General features: G+C 36.3%; 22 protein-coding genes and 1 riboswitch. Of the genes, 16 read left to right on the top strand and 6 right to left on the bottom strand.

Going from position 1 to position 25,216, the window contains the following annotated elements; genetic code table 11:
• Positions 1-101 precede the first annotated feature (101 nt).
• The 4 genes from FXX65_RS02750 to FXX65_RS02735 all read left to right on the top strand — a co-directional run bounded on the left by FXX65_RS02750 (position 102) and on the right by FXX65_RS02735 (position 3,962).
• On the top strand, positions 102-1,256 hold the full coding sequence (locus FXX65_RS02750; RefSeq protein WP_147614987.1) for a lipid II:glycine glycyltransferase FemX: 1,155 nt from the start codon (positions 102-104) through the stop codon (positions 1,254-1,256).
• Positions 1,257-1,326: 70 nt separating this feature from the next.
• A riboswitch (glycine riboswitch) is annotated at positions 1,327-1,423 on the top strand.
• Between the two features lie 176 nt (positions 1,424-1,599).
• Entirely contained in the window at positions 1,600-3,096 is a 1,497-nt protein-coding gene (locus FXX65_RS02745) for an alanine/glycine:cation symporter family protein (RefSeq protein ID WP_147614986.1), read from the top strand.
• 221 nt (positions 3,097-3,317) lie between these two features.
• On the top strand, positions 3,318-3,677 hold the full coding sequence (locus tag FXX65_RS02740) for a class Ib ribonucleoside-diphosphate reductase assembly flavoprotein NrdI (protein WP_147614985.1): 360 nt from the start codon (positions 3,318-3,320) through the stop codon (positions 3,675-3,677).
• 6 nt (positions 3,678-3,683) lie between these two features.
• A complete protein-coding gene (locus tag FXX65_RS02735; protein ID WP_147613329.1) occupies positions 3,684-3,962 on the top strand; it encodes a GNAT family N-acetyltransferase in 279 nt (92 codons plus the stop codon).
• A gap of 76 nt (positions 3,963-4,038) precedes the next feature.
• On the opposite strand, the gene FXX65_RS02730 is transcribed toward FXX65_RS02735, so the two are convergent.
• The 3 genes from FXX65_RS02730 to FXX65_RS02720 all read right to left on the bottom strand — a co-directional run bounded on the left by FXX65_RS02730 (position 4,039) and on the right by FXX65_RS02720 (position 8,747).
• Entirely contained in the window at positions 4,039-5,277 is a 1,239-nt protein-coding gene (locus FXX65_RS02730) for a DUF1302 family protein (protein WP_147614984.1), read from the bottom strand.
• 248 nt (positions 5,278-5,525) lie between these two features.
• The gene (locus FXX65_RS02725) at positions 5,526-6,323 is read right to left on the bottom strand and encodes an outer membrane lipoprotein-sorting protein (RefSeq protein WP_147614983.1); all 798 of its coding nucleotides are present in this window, start codon (positions 6,321-6,323) and stop codon (positions 5,526-5,528) included.
• A gap of 63 nt (positions 6,324-6,386) precedes the next feature.
• A complete protein-coding gene (locus FXX65_RS02720; RefSeq protein WP_147614982.1) occupies positions 6,387-8,747 on the bottom strand; it encodes an efflux RND transporter permease subunit in 2,361 nt (786 codons plus the stop codon).
• Between the two features lie 307 nt (positions 8,748-9,054).
• Between FXX65_RS02720 and FXX65_RS02715 the strand changes: the two genes are divergently transcribed.
• A complete protein-coding gene (locus tag FXX65_RS02715; protein ID WP_147614981.1) occupies positions 9,055-10,746 on the top strand; it encodes a Na/Pi cotransporter family protein in 1,692 nt (563 codons plus the stop codon).
• Positions 10,747-10,797: 51 nt separating this feature from the next.
• Here FXX65_RS02715 and FXX65_RS02710 read toward each other — a convergent pair whose 3' ends face one another.
• Both FXX65_RS02710 and FXX65_RS02705 read right to left on the bottom strand, forming a co-directional pair.
• Entirely contained in the window at positions 10,798-11,067 is a 270-nt protein-coding gene (locus FXX65_RS02710; protein ID WP_147614980.1) for a hypothetical protein, read from the bottom strand.
• Positions 11,068-11,185: 118 nt separating this feature from the next.
• Positions 11,186-12,052 (bottom strand): AraC family transcriptional regulator, encoded by an 867-nt coding sequence (locus FXX65_RS02705; RefSeq protein ID WP_147614979.1) that lies wholly within the window; start codon positions 12,050-12,052, stop codon positions 11,186-11,188.
• A 115-nt stretch (positions 12,053-12,167) separates the two neighbouring features.
• On the opposite strand from FXX65_RS02705, the gene FXX65_RS02700 reads away from it, so the two are divergent.
• The 11 genes from FXX65_RS02700 to pheS all read left to right on the top strand — a co-directional run bounded on the left by FXX65_RS02700 (position 12,168) and on the right by pheS (position 24,151).
• The gene (locus FXX65_RS02700) at positions 12,168-13,547 is read left to right on the top strand and encodes an MATE family efflux transporter (RefSeq protein ID WP_147614978.1); all 1,380 of its coding nucleotides are present in this window, start codon (positions 12,168-12,170) and stop codon (positions 13,545-13,547) included.
• A 60-nt stretch (positions 13,548-13,607) separates the two neighbouring features.
• Positions 13,608-14,693: an AI-2E family transporter gene (locus FXX65_RS02695; RefSeq protein WP_187115328.1), complete on the top strand. Its 1,086-nt coding sequence runs from the start codon at positions 13,608-13,610 to the stop codon at positions 14,691-14,693.
• Positions 14,694-14,776: 83 nt separating this feature from the next.
• Positions 14,777-15,910 carry a Gfo/Idh/MocA family protein gene (locus FXX65_RS02690; protein ID WP_147614976.1) on the top strand — a complete coding sequence of 378 codons (1,134 nt, stop codon included), beginning with the start codon at positions 14,777-14,779 and terminating at the stop codon, positions 15,908-15,910.
• Between the two features lie 179 nt (positions 15,911-16,089).
• Positions 16,090-16,872: a TatD family hydrolase gene (locus FXX65_RS02685; protein WP_147613319.1), complete on the top strand. Its 783-nt coding sequence runs from the start codon at positions 16,090-16,092 to the stop codon at positions 16,870-16,872.
• 30 nt (positions 16,873-16,902) lie between these two features.
• On the top strand, positions 16,903-17,946 hold the full coding sequence (gene dusB / locus FXX65_RS02680; RefSeq protein ID WP_147614975.1) for a tRNA dihydrouridine synthase DusB: 1,044 nt from the start codon (positions 16,903-16,905) through the stop codon (positions 17,944-17,946).
• Positions 17,947-17,986: 40 nt separating this feature from the next.
• A complete protein-coding gene (locus FXX65_RS02675) occupies positions 17,987-19,570 on the top strand; it encodes a DUF5312 family protein (protein WP_147614974.1) in 1,584 nt (527 codons plus the stop codon).
• On the top strand, positions 19,567-20,697 hold the full coding sequence (gene dgcA, locus FXX65_RS02670) for a diguanylate cyclase DgcA (RefSeq protein ID WP_147614973.1): 1,131 nt from the start codon (positions 19,567-19,569) through the stop codon (positions 20,695-20,697). Before FXX65_RS02675 ends, dgcA begins: the two co-directional genes overlap by 4 nt.
• 3 nt (positions 20,698-20,700) lie before the next feature.
• Positions 20,701-21,336, top strand: a complete 636-nt coding sequence (locus FXX65_RS02665) for a rhomboid family intramembrane serine protease (RefSeq protein ID WP_147613315.1) — start codon at positions 20,701-20,703, stop codon at positions 21,334-21,336.
• Positions 21,315-22,028 carry a hypothetical protein gene (locus FXX65_RS02660; RefSeq protein ID WP_147613314.1) on the top strand — a complete coding sequence of 238 codons (714 nt, stop codon included), beginning with the start codon at positions 21,315-21,317 and terminating at the stop codon, positions 22,026-22,028. The genes FXX65_RS02665 and FXX65_RS02660 overlap by 22 nt, the downstream gene beginning before the upstream one ends.
• 20 nt (positions 22,029-22,048) lie before the next feature.
• Positions 22,049-22,441 (top strand): hypothetical protein, encoded by a 393-nt coding sequence (locus FXX65_RS02655; protein WP_147613313.1) that lies wholly within the window; start codon positions 22,049-22,051, stop codon positions 22,439-22,441.
• Between the two features lie 153 nt (positions 22,442-22,594).
• A complete protein-coding gene (gene pheS / locus FXX65_RS02650) occupies positions 22,595-24,151 on the top strand; it encodes a phenylalanine--tRNA ligase subunit alpha (protein ID WP_147614972.1) in 1,557 nt (518 codons plus the stop codon).
• 92 nt (positions 24,152-24,243) lie between these two features.
• On the opposite strand, the gene FXX65_RS02645 is transcribed toward pheS, so the two are convergent.
• Complete coding sequence (locus FXX65_RS02645) at positions 24,244-25,188, bottom strand: alpha-hydroxy-acid oxidizing protein (RefSeq protein WP_147614971.1); 945 nt, start codon at positions 25,186-25,188, stop codon at positions 24,244-24,246.
• Positions 25,189-25,216 lie beyond the last annotated feature (28 nt).

Genomic DNA, 25,216 nt, shown 5'->3' with positions numbered 1-25,216 from the left:
AATCCGCCTCTAGCATAGCCTTCAAAAGTATAGGCACTACTACTATGGTATACAGTAGTAAATCTTGTGGATTTCTTTAGGTAAGGTTAGAGTCTTTTTCTATGATTAAGATTGTTCCTGCCTTGCCACAGGATTTGCCGCCTACAGATATTATTTTTCAAACTCCATTTTGGGGAGAATTTAAACATAAAGTAAACAAAGAAAAATCTCTTTATTTTTGGGTTGGATATACAAAAGATTTTTGCGAAAGTGAGCCTTCTTTTGGGTCTATGAAGATTTTTTCTCTTTTAGTTCAAATTAGAAAAACAAAATTCAATACTGTCTACGCATACACGCCCCGTTCTCCTGCAATAAATATTGCTGAAAATGAGAGAGGTTTTATTCTCGAAGAAATTGCATTTTGCATAAAAGATTTTTTGCCTAAAGAAACCCTATTTATTCGCTTTGATATTCCTTGGGCTGTTCCAGGTGCTTTTAATTCTGATAAGAGAATTGAACTTTCTCAACTTGCAATGAATTTTGGCACAAAACATCACAATTTGTATAAGGCACAATCAAATCATTTGTGTCCAAATACTGTCATAATGGATTTAAGACCTTCTCCAGAAAAATTGCTTTCTATGATGAGGCAACAGACTAGAAATTCCATAAGGCGTTCTTATAAAGAAGGAGTTGAATTTGAAATATACGATAAATCTTCTCCACTTATTATGCAAAAATTAGAGGAATGGCACAAAATATATAAGCAAACGGCAGAGCGCAAAGGCTTTTACTATGAAGAATTCGAATATTTTAAAATCCTTTTTGAAATGCTTTGCCAAAATAATGTAAAAAACGAGCGACGTTTTGATGACAAAAATATAGTTCCGCTTGATGCAACTGCACCTCTTCCTGAATTTTATCTTTTTACTGCTTCAAAAGAAAATAAAATTTTAAGCGGTTTGATTTTGGCAATATGTGGAAGTTCTGCTTATTATATGTATGCAGCAAGTTCTTTAGAAAATCGGCAATGTATGCCAAATTACGGGCTACAATGGGAAGTAATAAGATTTGCTCGTTCAAAAGGTTGCACAAAATACGATTTGATGGGAATTCCCCCGAGCGATGATAAAACTAATTCTATGGCAGGGCTTTTTATTTTTAAGACAGGTTTTGGAGGTCAAAAAGTTCATTTTGGTGGAACTTGGGATTTTCCTTATAATAAAGAAGAATATCATGCTTTTTCCTCAGCAGAATCCTTGCAACTTAGACCTTAAAAATAAAAATCGTATTGTAAAAAAACTTCCAATTCAGTATTTTTAATGCGAAGGCAGGTCGTTGTACCTCTGCCATCTCTCTGGAGAGTTCCTGTTTAAAAGCAGGACGCCGAAGGGTTAAGGTTATAAAAACCGATATCTCAGGCACAAAGGACGGAGTTAAAACTGTTCCACACTTCAGAGAGCCTGTCCAAAAGAGATGGGCTCTATTTTTTTTCTCTGCATTGCATAATTGCATATAAAAAGTTTGTGCATTTACCAGAATTTTTTTATATCTGGTTTTGTGCCAAAATTTCAAAACTGTGTGCATTTATTGTGGAGATTTTCTTTAAAGGAGAACACTATGAGTTCATCGGTGTTCGCAAAAATCAATTCTGTATTGGAAGCGATAGACAATTTTGTTTGGGGGCTTCCGCTCATAATCCTGATTTTAGCAACAGGAATTTTTCTTACAATCAAACTTCGCGGTGTGCAATTTTCTCAGTTAAAATTTGCACTCAGATCAATCTTTCGTAAGACAGACAAAAAACATGGCGGCGAATTATCTTCTTTCAAAGCACTTTGTACCTCGCTTTCTGCAACAATAGGAACAGGAAACATAGTTGGAGTTGCAACTGCAATATCTTTGGGCGGTCCCGGGGCACTTTTTTGGATGTGGCTTGCAGCACTTTTGGGAATGGCAACAAAATATTCGGAATGTCTTTTAGCGATTCATTTTAGAGAAGAAAAATCCGATGGGCATATTTTGGGCGGCCCTTTTTACACTTGCGAAAAAGGAGTTGGGGCTAAATTTCCAAAGCTTGGGAAAACACTTGCCATTCTATTTGCAATTTTTGGCACGATGGTAGGACTTTTTGGAATAGGAACTTTTAGCCAAGTAAACTCAATTTCTGTTGCGATAGAAACATTTGCAAAAATCGCAGCAAATTCAGAACTTTCAACAATTGTAATTCCAGGCATAGGTACCTATTCGCTTGTGGTAGTTATATCGTCCATAATACTCGCGTTGCTTGTTGCCTTAGTCATAATAGGCGGATTAAAGCGCATATCATCTGTTGCTGGTATAGTCGTTCCTATCATGGCGGTTTTGTACGTTGTTTTAGGAGCACTTGCAGTAATGTGTAACCTTTCAAAAGTTACAGATGCCTTTGAGCAAATATTCCAAGGTGCGTTTGGTTTTAAAGCAGCAGCAGGTGGAGCAATTGGCGCAATGATAGTTGCAATGCAAAAGGGAATTGCTCGTGGTATTTTTTCGAACGAAGCTGGGCTTGGCTCCGCTCCAATAGCAGCATCTGCCGCAAAAGTTGAACACGCAGTACAGCAGGGAATAATCTCTATGACGGGGACTTTCTTTGACACAATAGTAATCTGCACAGTAACAGGGCTTGTAATTGTAATTTCAGGTTCTTGGCAGGCAGAATTTGGACTTGCTGGTTTTGGAATAACAAACGCAGCGTTCCATATCCTGCTTCCGCGCATACCAGATATCGTAATTTCATTTATTTTAATGATAAGCCTTGTATTGTTTGCCTTTACAACAATTTTGGGCTGGGATTATTATTCCGAGCGTTGTATAGAATATCTATCAAATGGCAAAATGCTCCCCGTAAAAATCTATCGTTGGCTTTATATATTGGCAGTTTTTGCAGGCCCTTACATGACCGTAAGTGCAGTTTGGACAATAGCAGACATAGTAAACGGCCTCATGGCAATTCCAAACATCATATCAATTCTTGTGTTAAACGGAATCATCGTAAAATTGACCGCAGATTATTTTTCTGGCAAAAGGATATATTCAATAGGATACGACTTTTGGAATAATCCAATCCAAGAAGAATAGCAAAAATTCTTTTATTATAATATGGGCGTTCCCAGCAGGGCTTTGCCCTGTTGGGCGCGTCTTTCGTGGCTACGGCGTCAGAGCGCCTACGGTGTGCTTATGCACACTCGCTTTGCGACCACTACAACCGCTAACGCAAATAATATAAAAATCATTCCGCACAAAAAATTTCTGTGCTAAACTAAAATTAATAATAAGATTCACAAAAAGAGGAAAATTTTATGAAAATAATATACGCAACAGCCCACGGCTCAACACGTAAATTTTTAGACAAACTTGCTGTAACGGATGCTTTAGAACTCAAAGACGGAAGCGAAAAAGTATCTGAAGATTTTATCCTTTTTACGCCAACAACAGGCAATGGCTTAGTTCCAGAAAATGTAAAAACCTTTTTAAAGGATAATCATTTACATTTAAAAGCTGTAGTTGGCAATTGCAGTTCAGCAAGGCACGCAAAGACTTTTGGTTTTGCCGCAGATTCAATTTCTCAAGAATACAAAGTTCCAGTTCTTTTTAAATACGAAGGCGAAGGTTCACAAAGCGATGTAACCATAATGAAGAATCTCATTGCTGCATGGTAAACGATTATGATAGAAGTTAAATTTGAAGCGTTAAAAAATAAGAGTGCGGCCTACGACGCACAAACAGAAATTGGATATTGCTCATTTATAGCAGATGGCGATATTTGGACGGTAAACCACACAGTTGTCGACGAAAAATACGGTGGACAAGGAATTGCAAAAAGACTTTTGACCTGTGTTGTGGAAAATGCAAAATCACAAGGCAAAAAAATAAAACCTGTCTGCTCCTATGTAGTTAGAGAGTTTGAAAAACATCCGGAACTCTACAAAGAAGTAGCAATTTAATTTTTTATTTTAGAACTGCCCAAAAAGCGTTTTGCTCCTTAGATTTGGCACTCGTATATGCTTTTTGGGCGACTTGTTAAAACACATACTGAACTTTTATATATTGGGTACTTAAATCCTTGTAAACCCCATATTTACCGTCGTTCTTTGCTCCTTTAAAGAAGGCTTTTATTCCTGCACCTATTTTTATCTGGTCGGAAAGTTCGTATTCTGCTTTGAACGAAGCGGCACTGTCAAAATCGTTCAAGCCGAGAACTGCCGATAAAGATAATTTTAAAGTTTCGCTCAAAAGCGTTTTTGATATGCTTAAAGTTGAAGCGTGTTCGTAGGAAGATTTTCTTTCAAGACCTTCAACGCCGCTAAAAACATTATCGCAATAATACTGTGCGGTTAGGGTCCAGTTGTCTTTCATCCAGTCCACTCCAATTAAACCCATAATTTCGTTCTTTTCGATAAAACTGTTTTTTCCGCCCATTATGAGTACGCTTGCTGATTGCATTTTTCGATTTGGAAAATACGCAGTTTCTGCACGCAAAACAATCTCTTTTATTGGAATTGCCATATCGAGTCCCAGCATTGCAAGGCGTTCGTATTTGCCGTTGATTGTGATAGTTGGGGGAGTTGCCCCATCCGTTTTGTAAGTTAAGTTTGGAAATTTGTCCCAGCCATAAAAACCGTAGATAGAAATGTCGCATAAAGAAAAATATCCGCTTGCTTTTATGCCGTATTCGCCGTTTTTTAAGTTTAATTCTGGTGAATTAAGAGCAATACTAATAGCTTGCGGTGGAATTACATATTTTTTTAGAGGATTTGAATTTTCAAGCGGAAGTTTTGTTCCTCTAAAAAATGGAAGCCAAAGAGTTTCTATGTTGAATGTGCTTCCATAGACAGAAAATTTTAGTCCGTTTACTGCAATCGTGTTTTCATCTTCAAAAATTGACGATAAATCTTGTGGAAATACATAGTTTGTAATATCAAGGCCGTCAGCTTTGCCCCAAACTATTTTTTGCCTGCCGATTTTAAAGCCCCAGTTTTCTTTTGAATAATCGATATATGCTTCGTTCAATTCAAAATCTGTTTGAGAGGTAATAAAATCGTGATTGATATTGCCTTCGATGAACGCTCTACTTTCTTGAAAAGTAGATTCTATCTTCCCAGTAAAATCTATTTTTCCAAGCGAAAAATCCCAGCTGTCGCTAGTCCACGGAGAGAGTGCTCCCCATTGATTGCTTAAATTTCCAGAAAAAGAAGTTTCTTGAGCAAAAAGTCCAGTAGAAAAAATTGATACTGCAAGAAAATAAATTAGTTTTTTCATTTAAAATCCTCTTAGTGTTTTTGCAAAACTGTCGACATTTGGTTGTAAGTCACACGTCCCTGTGTGACTATGCGGCAAGGGTCTACTTGTAGCCCCACATCTCGCCTGCGAGCTACCTACGGCAAGGGATTGGAGTGGCGGCGAAGCCGTTGGCGTTTTACGCCAATGCAGCGTAAGCGGAACCACGCAAAGCCCGATTTTTGCGAATGCAAAAAGCCGCCCAACTATAAAAATTGCAAAATTTTATGCTAGCGAATGCGACCTTTTTCCAGCGATGCAACGGTAAAAAGTGAGTCGTCAATGTCGGTCGAGTTGTAGACGATATTTTTAATTTCGATAACCGACCAGGTTCCTGATTGCACATTTTCCATCTTCATAAAAGTTGTTGCCATATATCCGTCGATTTCTTTTATGCCAGAAGTCGTTAAAATTCTGTGCAACTGATTTTGGCGGTCAAAGTACTCCGCTTTGCGAAGAACAAAATCTTTTTTTGCGATATAGACAATTCGGCGTGGATTTTTTTCTGTTTTTGTTTTACTTACACATTCAACTTTGTAGCAATCAACTCCATCCACCGCTTCTTCGCCCAAGAGAGTGTAAACATCTTTGTTGATTGAACGGTCGCCCATATCCTGATACGTAAAATCTGTTCCCATAAAGTTGCCTTCGGATTCCGTTCCACTTGAAGCGATTCGGCGAACCTTTTTCATTGCAGGCATATAAAGCCAGTTGTCAGAATCTTTTTTTGAGCCGTCTTCTTTTTCTTCATAATTGAACATGAGATAGCCAACTCCTGCAACATCTTTTGGAGTTGTAAACACGATGACTTCTTTTTTTACATCGCCATAATCTTTTGTCTTCATTATAACTTCGCGGAGTCTGTCGCCTTTTTTTGTGTGGATTGTCAAGGTTGCAGTTGATGCAGAAGTTTTTGGCGAAGGCAAATCATCGTTTTTTTTGACGATATCGTAGCCTGATAGATTTTGTGCGGATATTGCAGCAACAACAAATGCGAATGTAAAGATTGATGATAAAATTTTTTTCATAATAACTCCTAAAAAACTCTAATTCCAAATATTTTTAAGCCTACAATGCAAACTTAAAACCTTTTATTCGATATTTTTTTCTTTTCCAAATGGCTTACAGATGTACATGAGCACTGGTGTGAGCGTGTAATCTGCAATTAAAGCAGACCCAAGTCCAACTAGCGAGAGAATTCCTATTCTTGCGAGCGTTGCCATTGGGCTTGTCGTAAAGATAAAAAACATTGCACACAAAATTACTGTAGACATAATCATAGATTTTCCGATTTCGCGGAATGATTTTTCTATTGAAAGCCTGTAATCCCCGCAAAGTTCAAAATGATATTTTATGTGGTTTGTAAAATGGATTGTATCGTCGACTGCAATTCCTAAAATCATAGGAACAATCATTGCGGTTATCATGTCTAGGTTGTATCCTGCGTAGCCCATTACAGAACCGCATAAAAGTACAGGAACAATGTTTGGAATCATCGCGATAAGTCCAGTTTTTATTGAAGCAAAGGCGATTATGAGCAGGATTAGTATGATGACAAGCGACGTTCCGATTGATTTTATTGAACCGCTTACAATTTTTTCGTTCATCACTGCATAGTTCATAACTACGCCAACAACACCAGCGGTTTTTGTGTCTGGGAACAACTCTTTAATCCATTTTTCTACAGTTTGCACGTTTTGATTGCACTCTTTAGCATCGTAGCCTTTCATATCGACATGAAGATACGCCGCTCTAAAATCTTGGCTAACATATTCGTTTAAATCTGTGCCACCAGAAATTTCGTAGAGGAACATTATCTGGCTTACAAGGTCATAATCATCCGGAATTGAATAAAATTTTTCGTCGTCATTGTTGAGTGTGCGGTTCATCTCTTTTATGATTTTTGTTACAGAAGAAACGCGTGGTTTGCCTCCGCTTATCTTTGTCATGCTTAAAGTCGCAATTCTGTCTGTAAGTTCATCCATATTTTTTAAAACTTGCGGATTTTTTATTGCATCTTCATCAGCATATTCGATTAACACATCGTAACTGTACTGCGAGCCGATTTGTGAGCGTGCAATTTCTAGCATGCGCTTTATGTACGGTATTTTTTCGCCCATCATCGACGAATAGTCCAAATTTACTTTTATCTTAAAAATTCCGGGTATGCTTACGGCAACTACTATGGCGCTTAAAGCGACTGTAATCCATTTTTTGTTTAAAATCGCTTTGCCCATTCGCTCAACTCCTAAGTCAAAGGTTGTTGAGCCTTTTCGTTCTATGTATTTTTTATCTTCTAATTTGTCTTTGCCAAAACTGTAGAGGCAAGGAAGCAAAATAATTATATATAAAAAAACCATAAATACTGCGGCAGCGGTGATTCCTCCAACCCAACGCATAGGTTTTATTCCGCCTGCCAAAAACGAAAGCATACCGCCCATCGTTGTTACAACTGTAAAAAATAGTGGCCAGCCTGAATCTCGAAGTCCCTTTATTACAGAATCTTTTCGTTTGCCTGTTTGACGAAAGTGCAGTTTAAAAGCATTTATATAGTGAACCGAATATCCTACTGCAAGTGCCATCGTAAGCATTATTGCAACCATAACCATTGTCTTATCGCCTGTAATTCCAAGCCAAGCGGAAGCGCCAAGCGTTGTTCCAAGCGAACAAAAAGTTGCAACGGCTGGAACAATAACTCCGCGCATTGAGCGTATAAAGACAATCAAGAAGAAAATCATAACTAAAAATCCAATTGCAATCTTGCTTATCAGTTGCTCGGTGATTACAACGCCTTCTTCGTATTCTGTATAAGAAAGTCCTGCTGGTCTAATCTCCCATTTATCAGATTTAAATTCGGGAGAATTAAAGACATTCATTGCAGGAGGAGCAATTTTACGTTCAGCAGTTTCCATATCTTCTGTGTAATGTTCAAGGTTTAAGATAAGCCAGGTTTCTGTCGAGTCCTCGCTCACGAGAATGTTTTTTAAAGATTCTCTGCTCAGAATGAATGCTTTTTTTTCTGCAAGAATTTTTGGATCGTCAGGAACTCCATCTTCAAAAGGCGAAGCTACTTCAAATCCGTCTTCAGTTCCAATCGGAATAGAAAGACTCATAAGACTTGTAACGGAGTCTGCATAAGGAACTTCGTTTAAAAGCCTATCTCCAAGATTTTTTATCATTTCAAGAACTTCTGGAGCAAAAACATCTTTTGCTTTTATGTGTGCCATTACAGAATCTGTGCTTCCAAAAATTTCTTCAAAATGGTCTTGGTTCATCTTTACAGTGTCCCAGTTGTCAAACCATTCTGCTTCGTTTGTGCTTAATTTTAGGCGAGAAAGTCCTGCACAACAAAAAAGCGTGAGTATAAAAAGTCCTATTATAAAATTCCAGCGGTGGCACACCATGAATGCACCCGCTTTTTCAAACCAATCATTTATTTTTTTTATTGACATAAAGCCTCCGTTAGCAATGACTAACCTCTACAAATACTATAATCCTATTGCTCTATACAGGCAAGGCGAGAAAAATCTGGTTGCATTGAATGCGAAAAAAAGAAAATCAAAGGATTTTATAAAAATGAAACAAGCATATTTCTTTATGATTTTAATATTTCATACAATGCTGTAAGATATATTCAAGGTTTTCTTATTGAAAGAAAGTTTCAAAGTATTATGGAGTATGGACATTTTTATCGCATAAGAGCATTAGGATATTTTGTTTTTACACTTTGTTTTTTTATAAAATAGATTTGGAGTATTTATGATTTTAAATATCATTGGTCAAATTATGGGATTTATGGGTTCATTGTGTTTGTTGCTTTTTGGTATGAACCTTCTCTCAAATGGTATTCAAAAAGGAGCTGGAAAAAATCTCCAAAAACTTTTGAGCAAAATAACAGGAAATCGCTTTACTGCTTTACTAACTGGAATTGGAGTTACTGCGATAATTCAATCGTCTGGCGCTACAACCGTAATGGTCGTAAGTTTTGTAAACGCCGAAATTTTAACTCTTAAACAGGCGATTGCCGTCATCTTTGGAGCAAACATAGGAACAACGGTTACCGCTTGGATTGTCGCAATATTCGGATTTAATTTTTCAATAGCAACGCTTGCAATTCCGCTTTTTGGCGTAGGTTATATTTTAAAATATTTTAAGCATTTAAAAATTCATAATTTTGCAGACAGTTTTATGGGATTCGCGCTGCTTTTTATGGGACTTGGACTTTTAAAAGAAGTGCTTTCGTTAAGTCCTTCTTCAACGGCATTTTTGTTGAAAATTTCATCATTGGGCAGGCTGGGAATTCTCATAGGAGTTTTTTTTGGAGCTCTTATCACCGCACTGCTTCATTCTTCGTCTGCAATGACCGCTATAGTTCTTACAATGGCAGCGAATGGTTCTTTAAGTTGGGAAATGAGTGCCGCGCTGATTTTAGGAAGCAATATTGGTTCCACAATAGATGCGGTTATGTCGAGCTTTGGGGCATCGGTCAATTCAAAAAGAACAGCGCTTGTCCATGTTGGATTTAATGTTACAGGAACTTTGATAGTTTTGTGTATATTTAGACCTTTTCTATCGTTTATTGATTTTATAGTTCCAGGAACGCCTGCTTCAAATATAACAACTCATATTTCGATGTTGCATACAATTTTTAATGTCTGTGCAACTTTGATATTTCTTCCATTTATTGACCAAATTGCAGCGCTTTCTTCAAAGTTAATAAAAGACACTTCAAAAGAGAAAAATATCCATTACACTTTTCCTGCGATTCTTCCATCAAGCCATATTTCTGCGGATATTTATTCTTTCCAAATCCAAAAGGAAATTTCAAAAATGGCTGCAAAAGTGATGGAAATGTTCGATTTTATTTGCGACACCGTTTTGAATGCAGGAATATCTATAGAAGAAAATTTACAGAAAGATGTTTCGTTAGATTCTTTAGAAAATTCTGTGGAAGAAGTGGATAATATTGAAAACTACATAGACGAAATGAACGAAGCGATAACTCAATTCTTGCAAGATTGTACAAGACTTCCTAATGCGAATCATGAAGATAGAGTTCATTTTTATCATCTGCTTGCAATAACCGATTCTTTGGAAAATTTGAGTGATGAATGTTCTTCTATAATGTTTACTTTGAAAAAATATCTTGTAAACGACAATTTTGAAATGCAAAAAGAATCTACAAAGAAAATTGAATCGTATCTTGATTTGGTAAGAAATTTTTTTGAACAAGTTTGTCTGTATCTTACGATCGGTATGACAAGCGAAGAAAAACAGCAAAGTGAATTGCTGGAACAAAAAATTGATTCAACAAAGCGAGAATTAAAACTTTCTAGCCGTAATAGACTTGAACATGGTGGAGATGTCAAAACCGAACTTGCATTTATAGATTTGGTCAGAAAAATTGAAAAAGCAGGCGATTGCGTTTATTCATGTGCAAAAGCGATTTAAAACTTTGAGATTTTCTTATCGACGTGTTAAAAATAGCGTCTATAAAAAATTTTATGTTTCTGAATTTCCGTCGCTGTAGTCATCATCTTCTACGATATCTTCTTCTTCATCTTCGTCATCATCATCGAATTCTTTTTCTCTAAGGTATCTTTTTAAGATTTTTACAGCATCTTCTTTTTCTAAATCAAATTCATCCATCAATTCGCGTAAAATATCATTTTTTGTTACTTGTTCTTCTTCAAGCGCTTTGATATACGAAACATAATAATCAAAATCGTCTAAATCATCTTCATCGCGAACATAAGAATCATCATCGAACATTTTTTTACCTCGTGGTTATAATAACACAAAAGTGGAGCTTGCCTGCAATAGAACAAAAATTTAAGTTTTGCGTTTTTTATATTGAGTTTGCAAGTCTTATCTTGATGCTCAACGAGTTTTAATTAAGTGTTGCGATTTTTTTGCGAAAATTGCTTGGAGAACATCCGTTGCGTTTTTTAAAAGCGTCGCCAAAATAATTTGCGTCTGTAAAGCCACAGGCGCCTGCGATTTGCGTTATCGTTAGCTTTCCGAACGAAAGCATTTCTTCGCTGTGCTTTATTCTTATGTTTGTAAGATATTCTTTAAATCCAAAACCTGTGATTTCCATAAATTTTTTTGAAAAATAAGTGTCGCTCATTCCTGCAACCCTGCTCGCAGTTTTTAATGTTATTTCGTCTGAATAATTTTCGAATATATATTTTGCTGCTTTTTGAATTGATTGCTCTGTATGATTTTCTGTGCCGATTATTTCGTTTTTTTTTAAATTTGAAGAATTTCGTTTTACCAAAATAAAGATTTTAGTTAAGAGTGCTTTTGTGTTTGCTTCCGAAAAACTGTCTTTGTTTTTGCTTTCATGTAAAAGCTCTTGAAGTGCTGATAAAAAATCTCCTCTGGATTTGCCGAAAAAACTCATTTTGCCGACAAAAAGTTCATTCAAAAGATTGAAATTTAATATTTGTGCAAAAGAATTTATATAATCGGCTGTAAAACTAAGGGTTATGCGTTCCACAGGATGTTCGCCATCGTATTGGCTTCTGTGCAAGGTCGAAGGTGGAATTATAACGAGTTCGCCAGCATTCACAGAAAAAAGATTGTGTTCTGCAAAAATTCTGCACGAACCTTTTACAACATAAAAAAATTCATAATAAGGATGATAGTGCGAATCTGCCATCGATTTTGCTTGAATTTTGCAGTCTATAAAAAAATCTTTAATTCTATCTCTGTAAAGTGCGTTTCGTCTGCTGTCGTAAACAGTTTGTTCCATTCATCGTTTCCTTTTTATGATAATAACAAAAAATCTGTAGTTTATTAAAGTTTATCGCAAAATACTCGTATTTTTACATTTTATTTTAGATTATACTTTTTTTAAGAGTAAAAAAATGAAAGCAGAATTATCAAAAAAAGATGAAAAATTTCGCAACTTTGCATTGAATGCAAATGTAATGCATGTAGTTTTATATGTTTGTCTGCCAATCGCTTTGTATCAAAGCCTTACGCAAATTTTTAAGGCTTTTGACACGATGATTGCGTCAAACATAAGTGCAATGGCTGTTTCTTCGGTTGCATATATCGGACAAATACAGATAATGCTTTCTGCGTTGGGCAGCGGTCTTGCAGTTGGTGCGAGCATAAAAGTGAGCGAAGCGTATGGTGCTGGCGATTATGAACTTGTTCACAGGCGAGTTTCTACGATGGTAGCAATGTGCGCTGTTTTGGGAATTTTTCTTTTAGCTGTTTTTATTCCTGGGGCAACTCAGTTTTTAAGATTTATGAAGACTCCAGAAGAGTTCATCCAAATTGGAACAACATATTTTAGAATAGAAATCGTCGCTCTTGTAATCACTTTTTTTAACAATATCTATATTGCAATAGAACGCGCAAGGGGAAATTCAAAACGAATTCTCTATCTAAACATGGGGATAGTAATTTCAAAACTTACATTAACCGCAATTTTTGTTTATGTATATCATCTTGGTGTAACTTCAATAGCGATTGCAACCGTAATTTCTCAAGTAACAGTTCTTTTTGCTGCAGCATACAATATGAGCCGCAAAAACAATCTTTTTAGTTTTTCAGTAAAGGCAATTTCTATAAAAAAAGAAATAATAAATCCTATGCTTTTGCTATCTTTTCCTGTAATACTTGAAAAAATGGCCTTTGCAATGGGAAAAGTCATTGTAAATTCAATGTGCACAGTTTATGGACCAAAGACTGTAGGTGCACTTGGAATTTCCAACAACATTGGCGGAATTACAACAATGCCTCAAAATGGATTTCAAGAAGGAGCGAGTGCGGTTATAAGTCAAAATCGCGGAGGAAAAAAGTTTGAAAGAACAGTACAGGCTTTTTGGTGCGTATTGTTATGCAATCTCATTTTGGGCGTAGTTTTGATGACCGTGTCGCTGATTTGCCTTGAACAGATTTCTCATTTTTTTGCAGGTAAAGATACAGATTTTCAGGAAATGATAAAAATGATTTATCGCTATGAAGCTTGGGGCGCAATTCCACTTGGAGTAAATGCCAGCGTTTTGGCACTATTCTATGGTTACGGAAAAACAAGGATTACTTTGTTGATTAACTTCTGTCGAATTTTTTTGTTTAGAGTCCCTGTTTTAATATTTTTGCAGAAATGTACTTCTTATGGAACGGAAAGTGCGGGAATCGTAATGGGTGTGAGCAACATTTTAACTGGAATTTTGGCCGTTATTTTAGGTATTCCTGCGTTACACAACATAAAAAAGAATTATCAAAGCGATTAGAGTTGCCTTTGCAGTGTCTGCATATTAGAATTTATTAGATTTTTACTTGGGAGTTTTTTTGTGGATTCTAACATAAAATTTATTAAGGGAATTTTCTTATTGCTTTTTTTCTTTGCCTTTGTTCTTTCTTGTGTACTTTTTAAAGTGATGGATTCGTTTTTTAAACCAGTTATTCTTTCGATTCTGCTTTCGTTTGTTTTTTATCCACCAATAAAAAAATTAAAGACAAAATTAAAGATGCCATGGTGGCTTTCTACCACGATAATTTTTTTGATTTTTTTTATTGTATTCTTTTTGATTGTAAATCTCTTGACAGTAAGTTTTAAATCAATTGCATCCGCTCTTCCACGCTATGAACGAAAATTTTTTATGATTATGGAAGCGCTAAAATTAAAACTTTCCGAAAATTCAGGTTCAAGGCTTTATGCAATTTTGGGTTTTGATACTGATATTTCAATTTTTTCCAATATAGAAAATCAATTTAATGTGCTCAAATATTTGCGTAATTTAGCACTTGATTTTACAACATCTGTTGTAACTTTTATGAAAACGCTCTTTCTTGTCGTATTGATGTCTGGATTTTTACTTTCAGAATTTAGGAAGATGAAACAAAAAGTAAGTCTTGCCTTTGACGATGAACATAATTCTAGAGTTCTAAGAGTTGTTCAAAATATAATTGCAGATGTAACGCATTACGCTTCGATAAAATTTGTAATTTCATTTTTTACAGGACTTTTAATTTTTTTTGCCTGTAGTTTAACAAAAATGGATTTCCCTTTAATTTGGGGATTTATTGCGTTTTGTCTTAATTTTATCCCAACTTTTGGTTCTATAGTTTCATGCAGCGTAACGATGATTTTCGCTTTTATTCAATTTTATCCTTCGCTTTTGCCGGCAATTTTTATTTCAATTTGGGTAATCGTAGTAAATTTCGTTTTGGGGAATATCTTAGAACCAAAGATTGAAGGCGATAATTTAGGAATTTCTCCTTTTGTAATTTTGGTTGCACTTTCTCTTGCAGGCTGGCTTTGGGGAATTTTGGGAATGATTATTGCGGTTCCTTTGATGGTTATTACAAAAATCGTATGTGAAAACATCTCTTATTTAAAACCAATTGGTATTTTAATAGGAAGTAAAGCAAAATAAACTTTTAATCGGTCTTTAATTTTTCTTCTCGTCCAAATTCCGTTGTATAATTTAATTGAAAATTTTTAGTGGAGGCTTTTGTTATGATAAATCTTGGAATAATTGGAATGGGCGATATGGGGTCAAAATATGCGGAAAGAATCTTTTTGCATGAAGAATTGGGATTTAAAATAACAGCCTGCACACGCGTAAAAGGAAAAAATCTTGAACGCGTTCACAAATTTTTAAACCGTGGCGACATAAAAATATACGATTCAGACGAGAGTTTTTTTCAAGGATTTGATGATGGAGAATTTTCTATTGATGCTGTTTTGATTGTAACTCCACATTATTCACACAAAAATGTTGCTAGAGCAGCGTTTAGAAGAAATCTTCATGTTTTGTGCGATAAGCCTGCTGGCGTTTACTTGCGTCAAGGACGAGAGATGGTGCAAGCACGTCCAACTTCCAAAAAATTGGGTTTTATATTTCATCATCGAAAATATCCTATAAATCTCGAAATTAAAAAGATAATTGAATCCGGTAAATACGGAAAAGTAAAAAGGCTCTCTTATACTGTTACAGATTGGTTTAGAACGGATTATTATTACAAAAGTTCACCGTGGAGAGCATCTTACAAGACAGATGGCGGCGGAACACTTTTAAACCAGTGTCCACACAGTCTGGATCTTCTGTGCTGGCTTTTTGGTATGCCAGAAAAAATTAGCGGATTTTGCCACGAAGGAAAATATCACGATATAGAAGTTGAAGACGAAGCGACCATATATATGGAATGGCAGGGTGGGCTAACTGGTGTTTTTACAGCGTCCACTGGCGAAAATCCAGGCGTAAACAGATTGGAAATCAGTTTTGACCGTGCTCTTGTAACCTGCACTCCAAAAAGTATAAAAATCATAGAAAATCCACAACCAAGCGATTTTTACAAAAAAATGTTGCCAGAAGAATATAAAAATCCTGTTCCAACGACTACAGAATTGGATTTTGAATTTCCGCCACCAGATACATACCTTGACGTTTTTAAAGCTTTTGCAGATTCAATAAATTCAGAGTTACCTTTGATAGCAACAGGAGAAGACGCATTGATGAGCCTTTATGTCTCTAACGCAGCGTATCTTTCCAGTGCCCAAAAAAAACAAATTCAGCTTTACGAAATAGGTTCAGAAAACGAACTTAAATTTGAAAAGGAGTTTGAGGACTGGCTTGCTTCTAAGAATTAGAAGGAGGGGGGGAATAAAATCCTCCCTCTTCACGCCCACTTATTGCCGTGCGTTATAGCAAATTGTTTGACAACAAAAATCTTCTCGTGTATCATTACCTAGATTAGTTAATCATCAGACTGGTTAATTTTTAACTGGGCTGTCGCATCAGTTTTCTATAATTTCGGAAGATACTAGCCATGCAATTTTTTGATACTCACGCTCACATCGGGCTTATTTACGATGACCCTATTGAACAATTACGCGTTGTGCAGCAAGCACGCCTTGCTGGTGTTACTCGCATTATTTCTATAAACAATTCTCTACACGATTTTAAAAAAGTATATCAAAATTTAAAATCCTTGCCAGGAATCTATCATGCGGTTGGAGTTGCGCCTTCAGAAGTTACAACGCCTGGCAAAGATTGGATAAATACAATAGAAGAAAGTCTTAAACTTCCAAATGTTGTTGCTGTTGGCGAAACTGGGCTTGATTATTACAAGCAGTTTGGCGATAAAACGACTCAGATGGAAATTTTTATAACTCAGTTGGAAATTGCCGAAAAATATCAACTTCCTGTTGTAATTCACAATAGAGATGCAGGAAAAGATGTGTTCGATGTTCTAAAAGAGCGAATTCCGTCAAAGGGAGCAATTCTTCATTGTTATAGCGAAGATGCAACCTACGCAAAAAAATGCTTGGATGCTGGACTCAACATATATTTTTCTTTTGCAGGAAATTTAACCTATCGCAATGCAAGAAATTTGCATGAAACTGTTTTAAATGTTCCACTCGACAGAATTTTGATTGAAACAGAAAGTCCTTTTATGATTCCGTCTGAATATCGTGAAAAAAAGCGCACAATGCCTGCTTATCTTCCTTCTACTGCAAGATTTTTGGCAGAAATGCTTGAAATTCCTTTGGAAGATTTGAGCAAGCAGTTGTGGACAAACAGTTGTAAAATTTTTAATTTAAGCGAATAAATTTTTTATTTAAAAATTTTGCGCTCTTGTATGTACAATCCTTTTTATCATCCTGTACAGATTGGAAATCTCTTTTTAAACGGAAATATTTTTCTTGCTCCAATGGCGGATTTTTCCGATGCTGCATATCGTAGCATCTGTGCGGACTGTGGAATGGATTTTGGCTATACAGAATTGATAAGCAGCGAAGCTCTGGTGCGCGACAATAAAAAAACTTTTGCTATGATGTCTCGTTTAAAAAACGAAAAAGCGTATGCGGTTCAAATTTTTGGCTCAAATGAAGACACTATGGCGGAAGCCGCAAAGATTGTTCTGGCAAATACTTCGTGCGAATGCATAGACATAAATTGTGGCTGTCCTGTTCCAAAAGTTACAAAAACTGGTGCTGGCAGTGCTCTAATTCGGAATCCAGAAAAACTCTATTCAATAACAAAAGCGGTTGTTCAGGCGGTAGAAAATTTTAAAGGTGAGCGCAAAGATGAATTAGGGCTCCAATCGTCTGTAAAAGGAACTGTTCCTGTAACGGTAAAAATTAGAACAGGCTGGGATTCTTCTCATCTTACGTATAAAGAATGTGCGGACTCTGCGATAAGTGCAGGAGCGTCTGCAATAACGCTGCATGGAAGAACGACAGTTCAAGGCTATGGCGGAAAAGCCGATTGGAATGCGATTCGTGATTTGGTTCAATATGTCGACAGGCGAATTTTGGTTTTTGGAAACGGAGATGTAAAATCGCCGCAAGATGCAAAAATGATGTTTGAACAAACGCTTTGCGATGGAATTATGATTGGGCGTGCAGCACAGGGAAATCCACTCATCTTTAAAAGGGTAAAAGAATATCTTACAACTGGAAAAGAATGCGAAATTTCGCTAAAAGAAAGCCTCGCCCTCGGTTTTAAAGAAATGCAACTTTTGGTTTGTACTATTGGAGAAAAAGGTGCTTGCATGAAAATGCGCGGCAGGTTCAGCAACTATATTAAAGGGTTTGACGGTGCAAAAGAACTGCGATTAAAAGTTATACAATGTTCAACTCAGGAAGAATTTAAGGCTGTGTTGGAGCCATATCTGTCGTAAAACCTTGTAAAATCTTACTTTTAACCCTAAAATATTTCGTATGGGGATTTTTTCTTTTATTGCAAACCTTTTAGAATCAATTTTTATGGGTTCATCCCCAGAAGTCAAAAAAAAGCAGGCTTTGCATAAAATTCAAAACGAGTTAAAGGCATTTCAACCTAGCATATATAAAGATGGGCTTTTGCAGCCAAATTTTGCAGAACTCTTTAGAATTCTATATGAAAATACAAAGCCTGTCGGAGATTTGCTTTCTGCAACTATAAGTGGAGAAGATTTAAAAAGAAAAGAGCATTATGAAAATCAGCTGTTGCTCACGGGATTTACAGGCGCAAGTCAGGAAAAACTTGAAAATTTGAGCGTAGAAAAGCGAAAACAAGAAGTTATAGATTCAAAACTTCCTATGAGCAGAGTTTTTGAAAATCAAAAACACACTCTTGAGTTTTTAATAAAAGAATTGAATACTCCGGATTTTATAAAAATTGATGAAGTTATTTCGAAGTTGAATCAACTTACAGATTTCTGCCGTTTTAATTACATTTCGCTTATCCACAATTTTGATCCGGCTTATACAGGTCTTATTCCAGATTACCAGCCAGCGTTTGCACCTTGCTCTTTGGAGTCGCTTTCCGCATATCTTCAAGATTTTTATTATCTTGCAGCAAATCTAAAGATAACGACCTCTGTTGGTCGGGCTTTAACTGCACTTTTGAATATTCGACACGGAAAAGTTGTTTCTGTAGACGATTCGAATACATATTTTTCAGCTTTAAAAAAGATTAACACTGTGCTTTCAAAATATTTAACTGGAGATATACTTTTAAAACTTGCCAGAGTTGCAAAAAAAGATGCGGATTTTGTTCCTCCAACTGCTTCATATAAGATAAATGCAAGACAAAAATTTGCTTCACATCTTCAAGAAAAATTTATTTCGGATGAAACGCGGATAAAATCAGAAATAAAAGATAATACGATTTCTGTGGATTTAAAACAGTTGTTTGGAGAACGAAGCCTTTTGGAATTGAAGGGCTATAACGAAGAAAGCAGCGAAAAAATTCATTCGAACAGTACAAAGTCTTACACCTGGATTACTCCGTTACAGATTTTAAAAACTTTTATAAACGTATTCTTTGATGAAAAAATTCGCTCTCTTTTGGATGACATAGTTATAGAAGGATTTTTTGAGAATTCTGTTCAAAAATCAGAGTTTGCAAGTCAAGTTTATTCCTGTGTAGAAAGTTTGAATGAAATTGAAGTTTTTGAAAAATCGTTTGAACGTGGCGAAGAAAATGACCAAATCATAATCGAAGGTTACATTCGCGACGGAAGGAGAGATGCGGATTTTATAAAAAAACTGGAAACTTCTGTCGATACTATAAACGAACAAGCGCATAAAATTGTGCAGGATTTGAGCACGGAATTTTTTGGTCTTTACAAGCAAATTGAAGAAATTTTGATTGATTCAAAAAAAACAACCCCAAGCCTAGTTTCTAATATAAAAGTTTTGCTGGGTTCTTCAAGAAATCGAGAGAATGCTTCAAAACTTGAACAAGAATTTGAAAACTGGACAACATTTTTGGGTATAATGAAGAATTATGCAATAATGGGCGAGGTAGAAAGAAAGTGACCCAATATACTACGCAGACTGATTTTCCGTCAGAATACAGCGAAGTTGTTAAATATGATGAAATTGCCCAGCAATACGAAAAAAGAATTTACGATTTAAAACAGCTTTTGGAAATTTCGCGCTCGCTTTGCTCAACTATAGAATTTTCGCAGTTGATAGAATCTATTTTGTACACTTGCATGGGACAATTTAGAGTTTTGGGCGCAGGACTTTTCGTTTTGGATGCCTTAGATTCAGATCAATTTATTTTGGACAAAAACTATAATGGGCTTGAAGTTGACAAGAGCATAATGTATAAAATTCCAACAAATAATCCTTTAGTTCACTTAATTACAAAGGGCGACAAAGTTTTTACATTAGAAGAATTAAAAATGGAAATTCCAGCGGATACAAATATCGAGGCGGTTGGTTCTTTAAAAACTTCGTTAATCGTCCCTCTTGTTCAAAAAAATCACCTTGATGGAATTTTAATTTTTGGCGAAAGGATAACGCTCCCTCAAGAAAGCGGTTACAGTTCATATGAAAAAGAGCAGATTTTAACGATTGCAAATCTTGCAGCGATTGCAATTTATAATTCAGTTTTGCTTGAACGCTCTTCTACCGATATGATGACGCATTTAAAATTAAAATATTTTTTTTATAATGCGCTTGCCGATAAACTTGATTTTGCACTTGCTCAAAGTCTTCCTCTTGCTGTAATCATGTTTGATATAGATTTTTTTAAAAGATTTAACGATTCCTATGGGCATTCTTGTGGAGATTATGTTTTACAGACCGTTGCAAAAATTATCCGCTCGTGCATAAGAGCAAAAGACGTTGCAAGCCGTTACGGTGGCGAAGAATTTACCGTTATGCTCGACAATACAGATAAGGATGATGCAATGACAGTTGCAGAAAGAATTCGCTGCCATGTTGAAGAGTACGATTTTTGTTATGAAAATCAGCATGTAAAAGTTACGATTTCGGTGGGAGTTACCGTATTTAACTCTAAAACTAACCCTGTTACTTCTCCTAAACAACTCGTTGACCAAGCGGATCAGGCACTTTATATTTCAAAACGAAATGGAAGAAACCGAGTTACTCTTGCAGATCAAAAACTTATTTCAGAAATAAAAATAGCGGACTAAAGAATGGCATCAATAATACGAAAACCTTTTTCCTACAGTTTTAAAAATGCAACTCTCGCAATCATCTTAATCAATACAGCGATTTTCCTTATCCAGCAGGTTATTCCAAGTTTGAGTTACATTCTTTCATTAAATGTTTATAACTGCATTGGTGGAAAAATGTACTGGCAACCCTTTACATATATGTTCGTCCATGGGAATTTTCAGCATCTTTTTTTTAATATGCTGGGACTTTTCTTTTTTGGACTTTCAATAGAAAAGGCTTTGGGAACAAAAGAATTTTTATTGATGTATCTTTTAATTGGAACTTTGTGCGGACTTTTTTCGCTTGCGGTTTATTTTTTCACTGGGCAGTGGCGTATAATTTTATTAGGTGCAAGTGGGGCAGTTTATGCAGTTTTGCTTGCCTATGCGGTTGTTTTTCCAAAAAGTAGAATATTTATTTGGGGCTTGATCCCTGTTCCAGCTCCAGTGCTGGTTGTTGCTTATGCGATAATCGAATTTTTCAGTCATTTTTTAGGAATGCGTAGCGGAGTTGCACATTCTGTTCACCTTGCAGGTTTTGGTTTTTGCTGGTTGTATTTTCTTGTTCGGATGGGAATAAATCCTATAAAAGTATGGAAAAACGCTTATTTTTAATATTTTTTGCTTTATCGTTTTTTTCTGCAATTTGTTCGGCACAAAGCGTAAATCAGGAACAAAAAATTCAGATTCTTTTGTGGGCAGAAAAAGAAGCATATCCAGGAATTAATTGGCAAGAAGGAAAAGTTGACTTTGCAGAACAGGACGAAAATGAAAATCCATATTCGCTTGCAGTAAGCAGGCTAAAAAAAACTGGACCGTTTTTTGTTCAAGGAATGCTTTACGGTTGGAAAATCGACTATACGCCTTACGACAAAACGCGCGCAGTAAAAGAATACATAGATTTTTCGACAGTTCAAGAATTGACGGAAAAAGAATTAAATTCAATTCAATATGAGAATGTTGCTTCCAAAGATGACAGACTTTATTGCCGCGTTGAATTTAAGCGAAGTGCAAGTCAAATAAATCTTTATAATTCATGGAAAAGCATAAATAATCCTAAAATTCGAGGAGTCGGATACGGAAAACTTGAAGACGGTTTTGAAGGCATAAAGCAAGCGTGTGAGCAAGCGGTAAAAAATGCAGTTCGCGAATATTGGCGCTCGAGAATAAAAAACAAACCCAAGGAAATTTCTTTACGACTTTTGATTTCTTCTTCTCCGCTTATAGGTGTTGAAGCAGGGCGATATAGGGTTATGCTTGATTTTTTTATGGAAACAGATAGAATAACTGAGTATAGGATTTTTTAAATTCGATTTTGGGGGCTATAATGAAGAAATTTTTTGCACTCACAGCAACTTTTGTTTGTCTTTTAGGGCTTGCTTTTGCAGATGAAGTTGGAGATTTGTTAAAAGACCCTGTTGGAAACGAAACGGTTACGATTGTTCCCGAAGACCAGCATGTAACAAATAAAACAGCAAAGGTTCAATTGGAGTATACTCCACTTACGGATGAAGTTCGCCTTTATTATACCTGCCATGCAGTTGCTTTTGATCAAGGCGAAGCGATGAACACGGCACTTGCGGTTCTAAAGGATTTTCAGGAACAGAATAACTATTTTAGTTATAAATATATGAAGCGCGATTCCGTAAAATATTACAAAGACGAGAAGACAGGCTTTAAGTGGGCTATGTACCAGTCTTATGTAAGGTTTCAACGATAGAAAAAATCTTGAATAAAAATATAGAGCTGGTTTCCTCTGGAGACTGGCTCAAATTTTTTATAAGGTCATTGGACAAATCGAAATGACCAAAATTGCAAATTCAAATCTTAAAGTTCGAAAAAGTCCGCTTTGAGTAAAATTGGAAAATTAAAAATGGATATTCAAAACATCATTAAAAATCTTCATCCGCTGGAAATCAAAGTTCTTTTAAAATATAACGAAAAAGATGAATTAACTTCTGAAAAACTTCAAAAAGAATTGGATTATAAAGAAGGGCATGCAAATCAGGCATTTAGCTGGCTTGGCGGAAAGGAACTTTTGAATGTCTTTAGTCGAACACCTCATACTTTTTATGAAATTACAGATTTGGGGCGCGAATATGCAAAAAACGGAACTCCCGAAGAAAGGATAATTTCTTACGTAAAATCAAACGGAGCAAAGACTCTGCCAGAAATTGCAAATGGAGCAGGTCTTGAACAAAAAGATGTTGGCTCTGCGTTTGGACCTCTTTCTAAAGACGGCATTTTAAAGATGAATGCAGAAAAAAAAGTCGAATACACTGGAGCAGAGATTCCTGCAAGGATAAAACTTGCAGCAAAACTTTTAAAAATTGCAGCTGAATCGCAAAATGGTCAAATCGAAAGTTCTTCCCTTACAAAAGAAGAGCAGGATGCAATCGCCCCTTATGCAAAAAAAAGAGGTGCAGCAGACAGTGCATTTAAAATAATCGACAGAGAAACCGTAATCTATAAACTCACATCTGCGTCTAAAAAGATTTTGGACGCTCTGAAAACTGCGGGAATAACAGGGAACGAAATTGGTGAATTAACGCCAAAAATGCTCGAAAGCGGTGATTGGAAAAAAGGAACTTTCCGCGGATATAACATTGCAATTCCTCCAGCTCGCATAATTCCGGGACGAACAAACCCTTACGTACAATTTCTTGAACATGTAAAGGATAAATTGTGTTCGCTTGGATTTAAAGAATACGACGGACCGCTTGTTGAAACAGAATTCTGGAACGGCGACGCTTTGTTTATGCCACAGTTCCATGCTGCCCGCGATATTCACGATGTTTATCGAATAAAAAATCCAACTTATGCAAAATCTATAGAAGAGCCTTGGCTTTCTAATGTTGCAGCCGCACACAAAGACGGCGGAAACACTGGAAGCCGTGGCTGGAACTACGACTTTGACCACGAATTTACACGAAGGCTTGTATTGCGTTCTCAGGGAACAGTTCTTTCGGCACATCAGTTGCATAATGCAGAGGTTCCAGGAAAATATTTTGGAATTGCAAGATGTTTTAGATACGACAAAGTTGATGCAACTCACCTTTCTGACTTTTACCAGACAGAAGGAATAATTGCAGGCGAAGATGTGAATTTGCGCACTCTGCTCGGCATGCTTGAGATGTTTGCTACAGAAGTTGCTGGTGCTACGGAAGTAAAATATGTTCCAGGTTATTTTCCGTTTACAGAGCCGTCTGTAGAAGTTCATATAAAGCATCCGGTTTTAGGTTGGTTTGAACTTGGTGGTGCAGGAATTTTTAGACCAGAAGTTACAAAGGCACAGGGGCTTGATTGTCCGGTTCTTGCTTGGGGAATGGGAATTGACCGCATGGCTTTGATGGCTTTGGGCTTAAACGATTTAAGAGAATTGTTTAGCGAAGATATTGAAGAAGTAAGACTTCGAAAAGCGAAATTCTAAAATGAAGATGGCTGTTCTTTTTGAAAAGGAGCAGCCTATTTTTTTCGGATAATTTAATTTGATATTCGATTTTCTCTTTTCTTTATATGCTGTTAAAGCGTTAGATTATTGAGCTGGGCGGTTTGCAACAGTGTAAATTCAAGGGCTTTTTTGCATACGCCTTTTTCGCCGGATTTGCAGAAGGCGGTTACAAAGGGGCGACCGATTAAAACTCGGTCTGCTCCAAATGCCATCGCGGTTGCTATATCAAGCGGACTTCTTATGCCACCGTCTACCCAAATTTCGTCTGTGTAGTTTTTTATCTGCTCTGCAAAGTTTTGCAAAAATTCTGCGGTTGAACCTATGCGTGTTTCTATTCTGCCACCATGGTTTGATATGTATGCACAATCTGGGCGCAATTCTTCTAAAAGTTTTATGTCTTCTGTGTTAAAAATGCCTTTTATGATAAACGGTTTTCCTTTTTCTTTAAGATAATCTTTTATCTGCTTTAATTGAGAAGGCGTTTTTTTTTCTAAATTTACGAGCTTTTTCATTGTGGCGATGTTATATGAATCTATGTCGATTCCGATTGCACTTGCATAAGGAAGGCACATCTCTATGTGTTCAAAGATTTTTTTATTTTCAAAGGGTTTGATAAAAAAAACAGCCTTTGCCTTTTTGTCCGTTTTTTGCAAATTTTTTACAGCTTTTATTCCGTATTTTATTTTTTCGTCTGGATATCCGTCGCCAGCGCACAATCCAACTCCGCACTTATGTATGCAGGAGAAAATTTCCCTGTAATAAAGTTCTTCGTCGTTAAAGCCTATATTTTCTACTGCGCCTGTCATTGGAGCGAGGCTTATTTTGGGAATGCGGTCTGTGATTGCACGTTCTAAAAAATTTACGAACAGGAGTGGATTTTCTTTGCGGCAGACTTCCCAGCCGTCGCAGTTGAGGCGAAAATTTATGTTTCGTTCTACACCGCCCATTCCTGGAAGTTGCCCTATGCAACCTGTTCCATTGCAGTTGGTGCAAAAATGGCATTTAAAATTATTCATTGTGCTGTTGTTTTTTTGTTTGTGTTTT

The organism is Treponema pectinovorum (assembly GCF_900497595.1).
GTDB classification, from domain to species: Bacteria; Spirochaetota; Spirochaetia; order Treponematales; family Treponemataceae; genus Treponema_D; species Treponema_D pectinovorum.
The sequence above is the reverse complement of the archived record's forward strand: the minus strand, read 5'-3'. Positions and strand labels throughout refer to the sequence as shown.

Bases quoted from the DNA above. Each gene is read 5' to 3' on its own strand.
- FXX65_RS02750 (WP_147614987.1), top strand. From the start codon at position 102: ATGATTAAGATTGTTCCTGCCTTGCCACAGGATTTGCCGCCTACAGAT.
- FXX65_RS02745 (WP_147614986.1), top strand. From the start codon at position 1,600: ATGAGTTCATCGGTGTTCGCAAAAATCAATTCTGTATTGGAAGCGATA.
- FXX65_RS02740 (WP_147614985.1), top strand. From the start codon at position 3,318: ATGAAAATAATATACGCAACAGCCCACGGCTCAACACGTAAATTTTTA.
- FXX65_RS02735 (WP_147613329.1), top strand. From the start codon at position 3,684: ATGATAGAAGTTAAATTTGAAGCGTTAAAAAATAAGAGTGCGGCCTAC.
- FXX65_RS02730 (WP_147614984.1), bottom strand. From the start codon at position 5,277: ATGAAAAAACTAATTTATTTTCTTGCAGTATCAATTTTTTCTACTGGA.
- FXX65_RS02725 (WP_147614983.1), bottom strand. From the start codon at position 6,323: ATGAAAAAAATTTTATCATCAATCTTTACATTCGCATTTGTTGTTGCT.
- FXX65_RS02720 (WP_147614982.1), bottom strand. From the start codon at position 8,747: ATGTCAATAAAAAAAATAAATGATTGGTTTGAAAAAGCGGGTGCATTC.
- FXX65_RS02715 (WP_147614981.1), top strand. From the start codon at position 9,055: ATGATTTTAAATATCATTGGTCAAATTATGGGATTTATGGGTTCATTG.
- FXX65_RS02710 (WP_147614980.1), bottom strand. From the start codon at position 11,067: ATGTTCGATGATGATTCTTATGTTCGCGATGAAGATGATTTAGACGAT.
- FXX65_RS02705 (WP_147614979.1), bottom strand. From the start codon at position 12,052: ATGGAACAAACTGTTTACGACAGCAGACGAAACGCACTTTACAGAGAT.
- FXX65_RS02700 (WP_147614978.1), top strand. From the start codon at position 12,168: ATGAAAGCAGAATTATCAAAAAAAGATGAAAAATTTCGCAACTTTGCA.
- FXX65_RS02690 (WP_147614976.1), top strand. From the start codon at position 14,777: ATGATAAATCTTGGAATAATTGGAATGGGCGATATGGGGTCAAAATAT.
- FXX65_RS02685 (WP_147613319.1), top strand. From the start codon at position 16,090: ATGCAATTTTTTGATACTCACGCTCACATCGGGCTTATTTACGATGAC.
- dusB (WP_147614975.1), top strand. From the start codon at position 16,903: ATGTACAATCCTTTTTATCATCCTGTACAGATTGGAAATCTCTTTTTA.
- FXX65_RS02675 (WP_147614974.1), top strand. From the start codon at position 17,987: ATGGGGATTTTTTCTTTTATTGCAAACCTTTTAGAATCAATTTTTATG.
- FXX65_RS02665 (WP_147613315.1), top strand. From the start codon at position 20,701: ATGGCATCAATAATACGAAAACCTTTTTCCTACAGTTTTAAAAATGCA.
- FXX65_RS02660 (WP_147613314.1), top strand. From the start codon at position 21,315: ATGGAAAAACGCTTATTTTTAATATTTTTTGCTTTATCGTTTTTTTCT.
- FXX65_RS02655 (WP_147613313.1), top strand. From the start codon at position 22,049: ATGAAGAAATTTTTTGCACTCACAGCAACTTTTGTTTGTCTTTTAGGG.
- pheS (WP_147614972.1), top strand. From the start codon at position 22,595: ATGGATATTCAAAACATCATTAAAAATCTTCATCCGCTGGAAATCAAA.
- FXX65_RS02645 (WP_147614971.1), bottom strand. From the start codon at position 25,188: ATGAATAATTTTAAATGCCATTTTTGCACCAACTGCAATGGAACAGGT.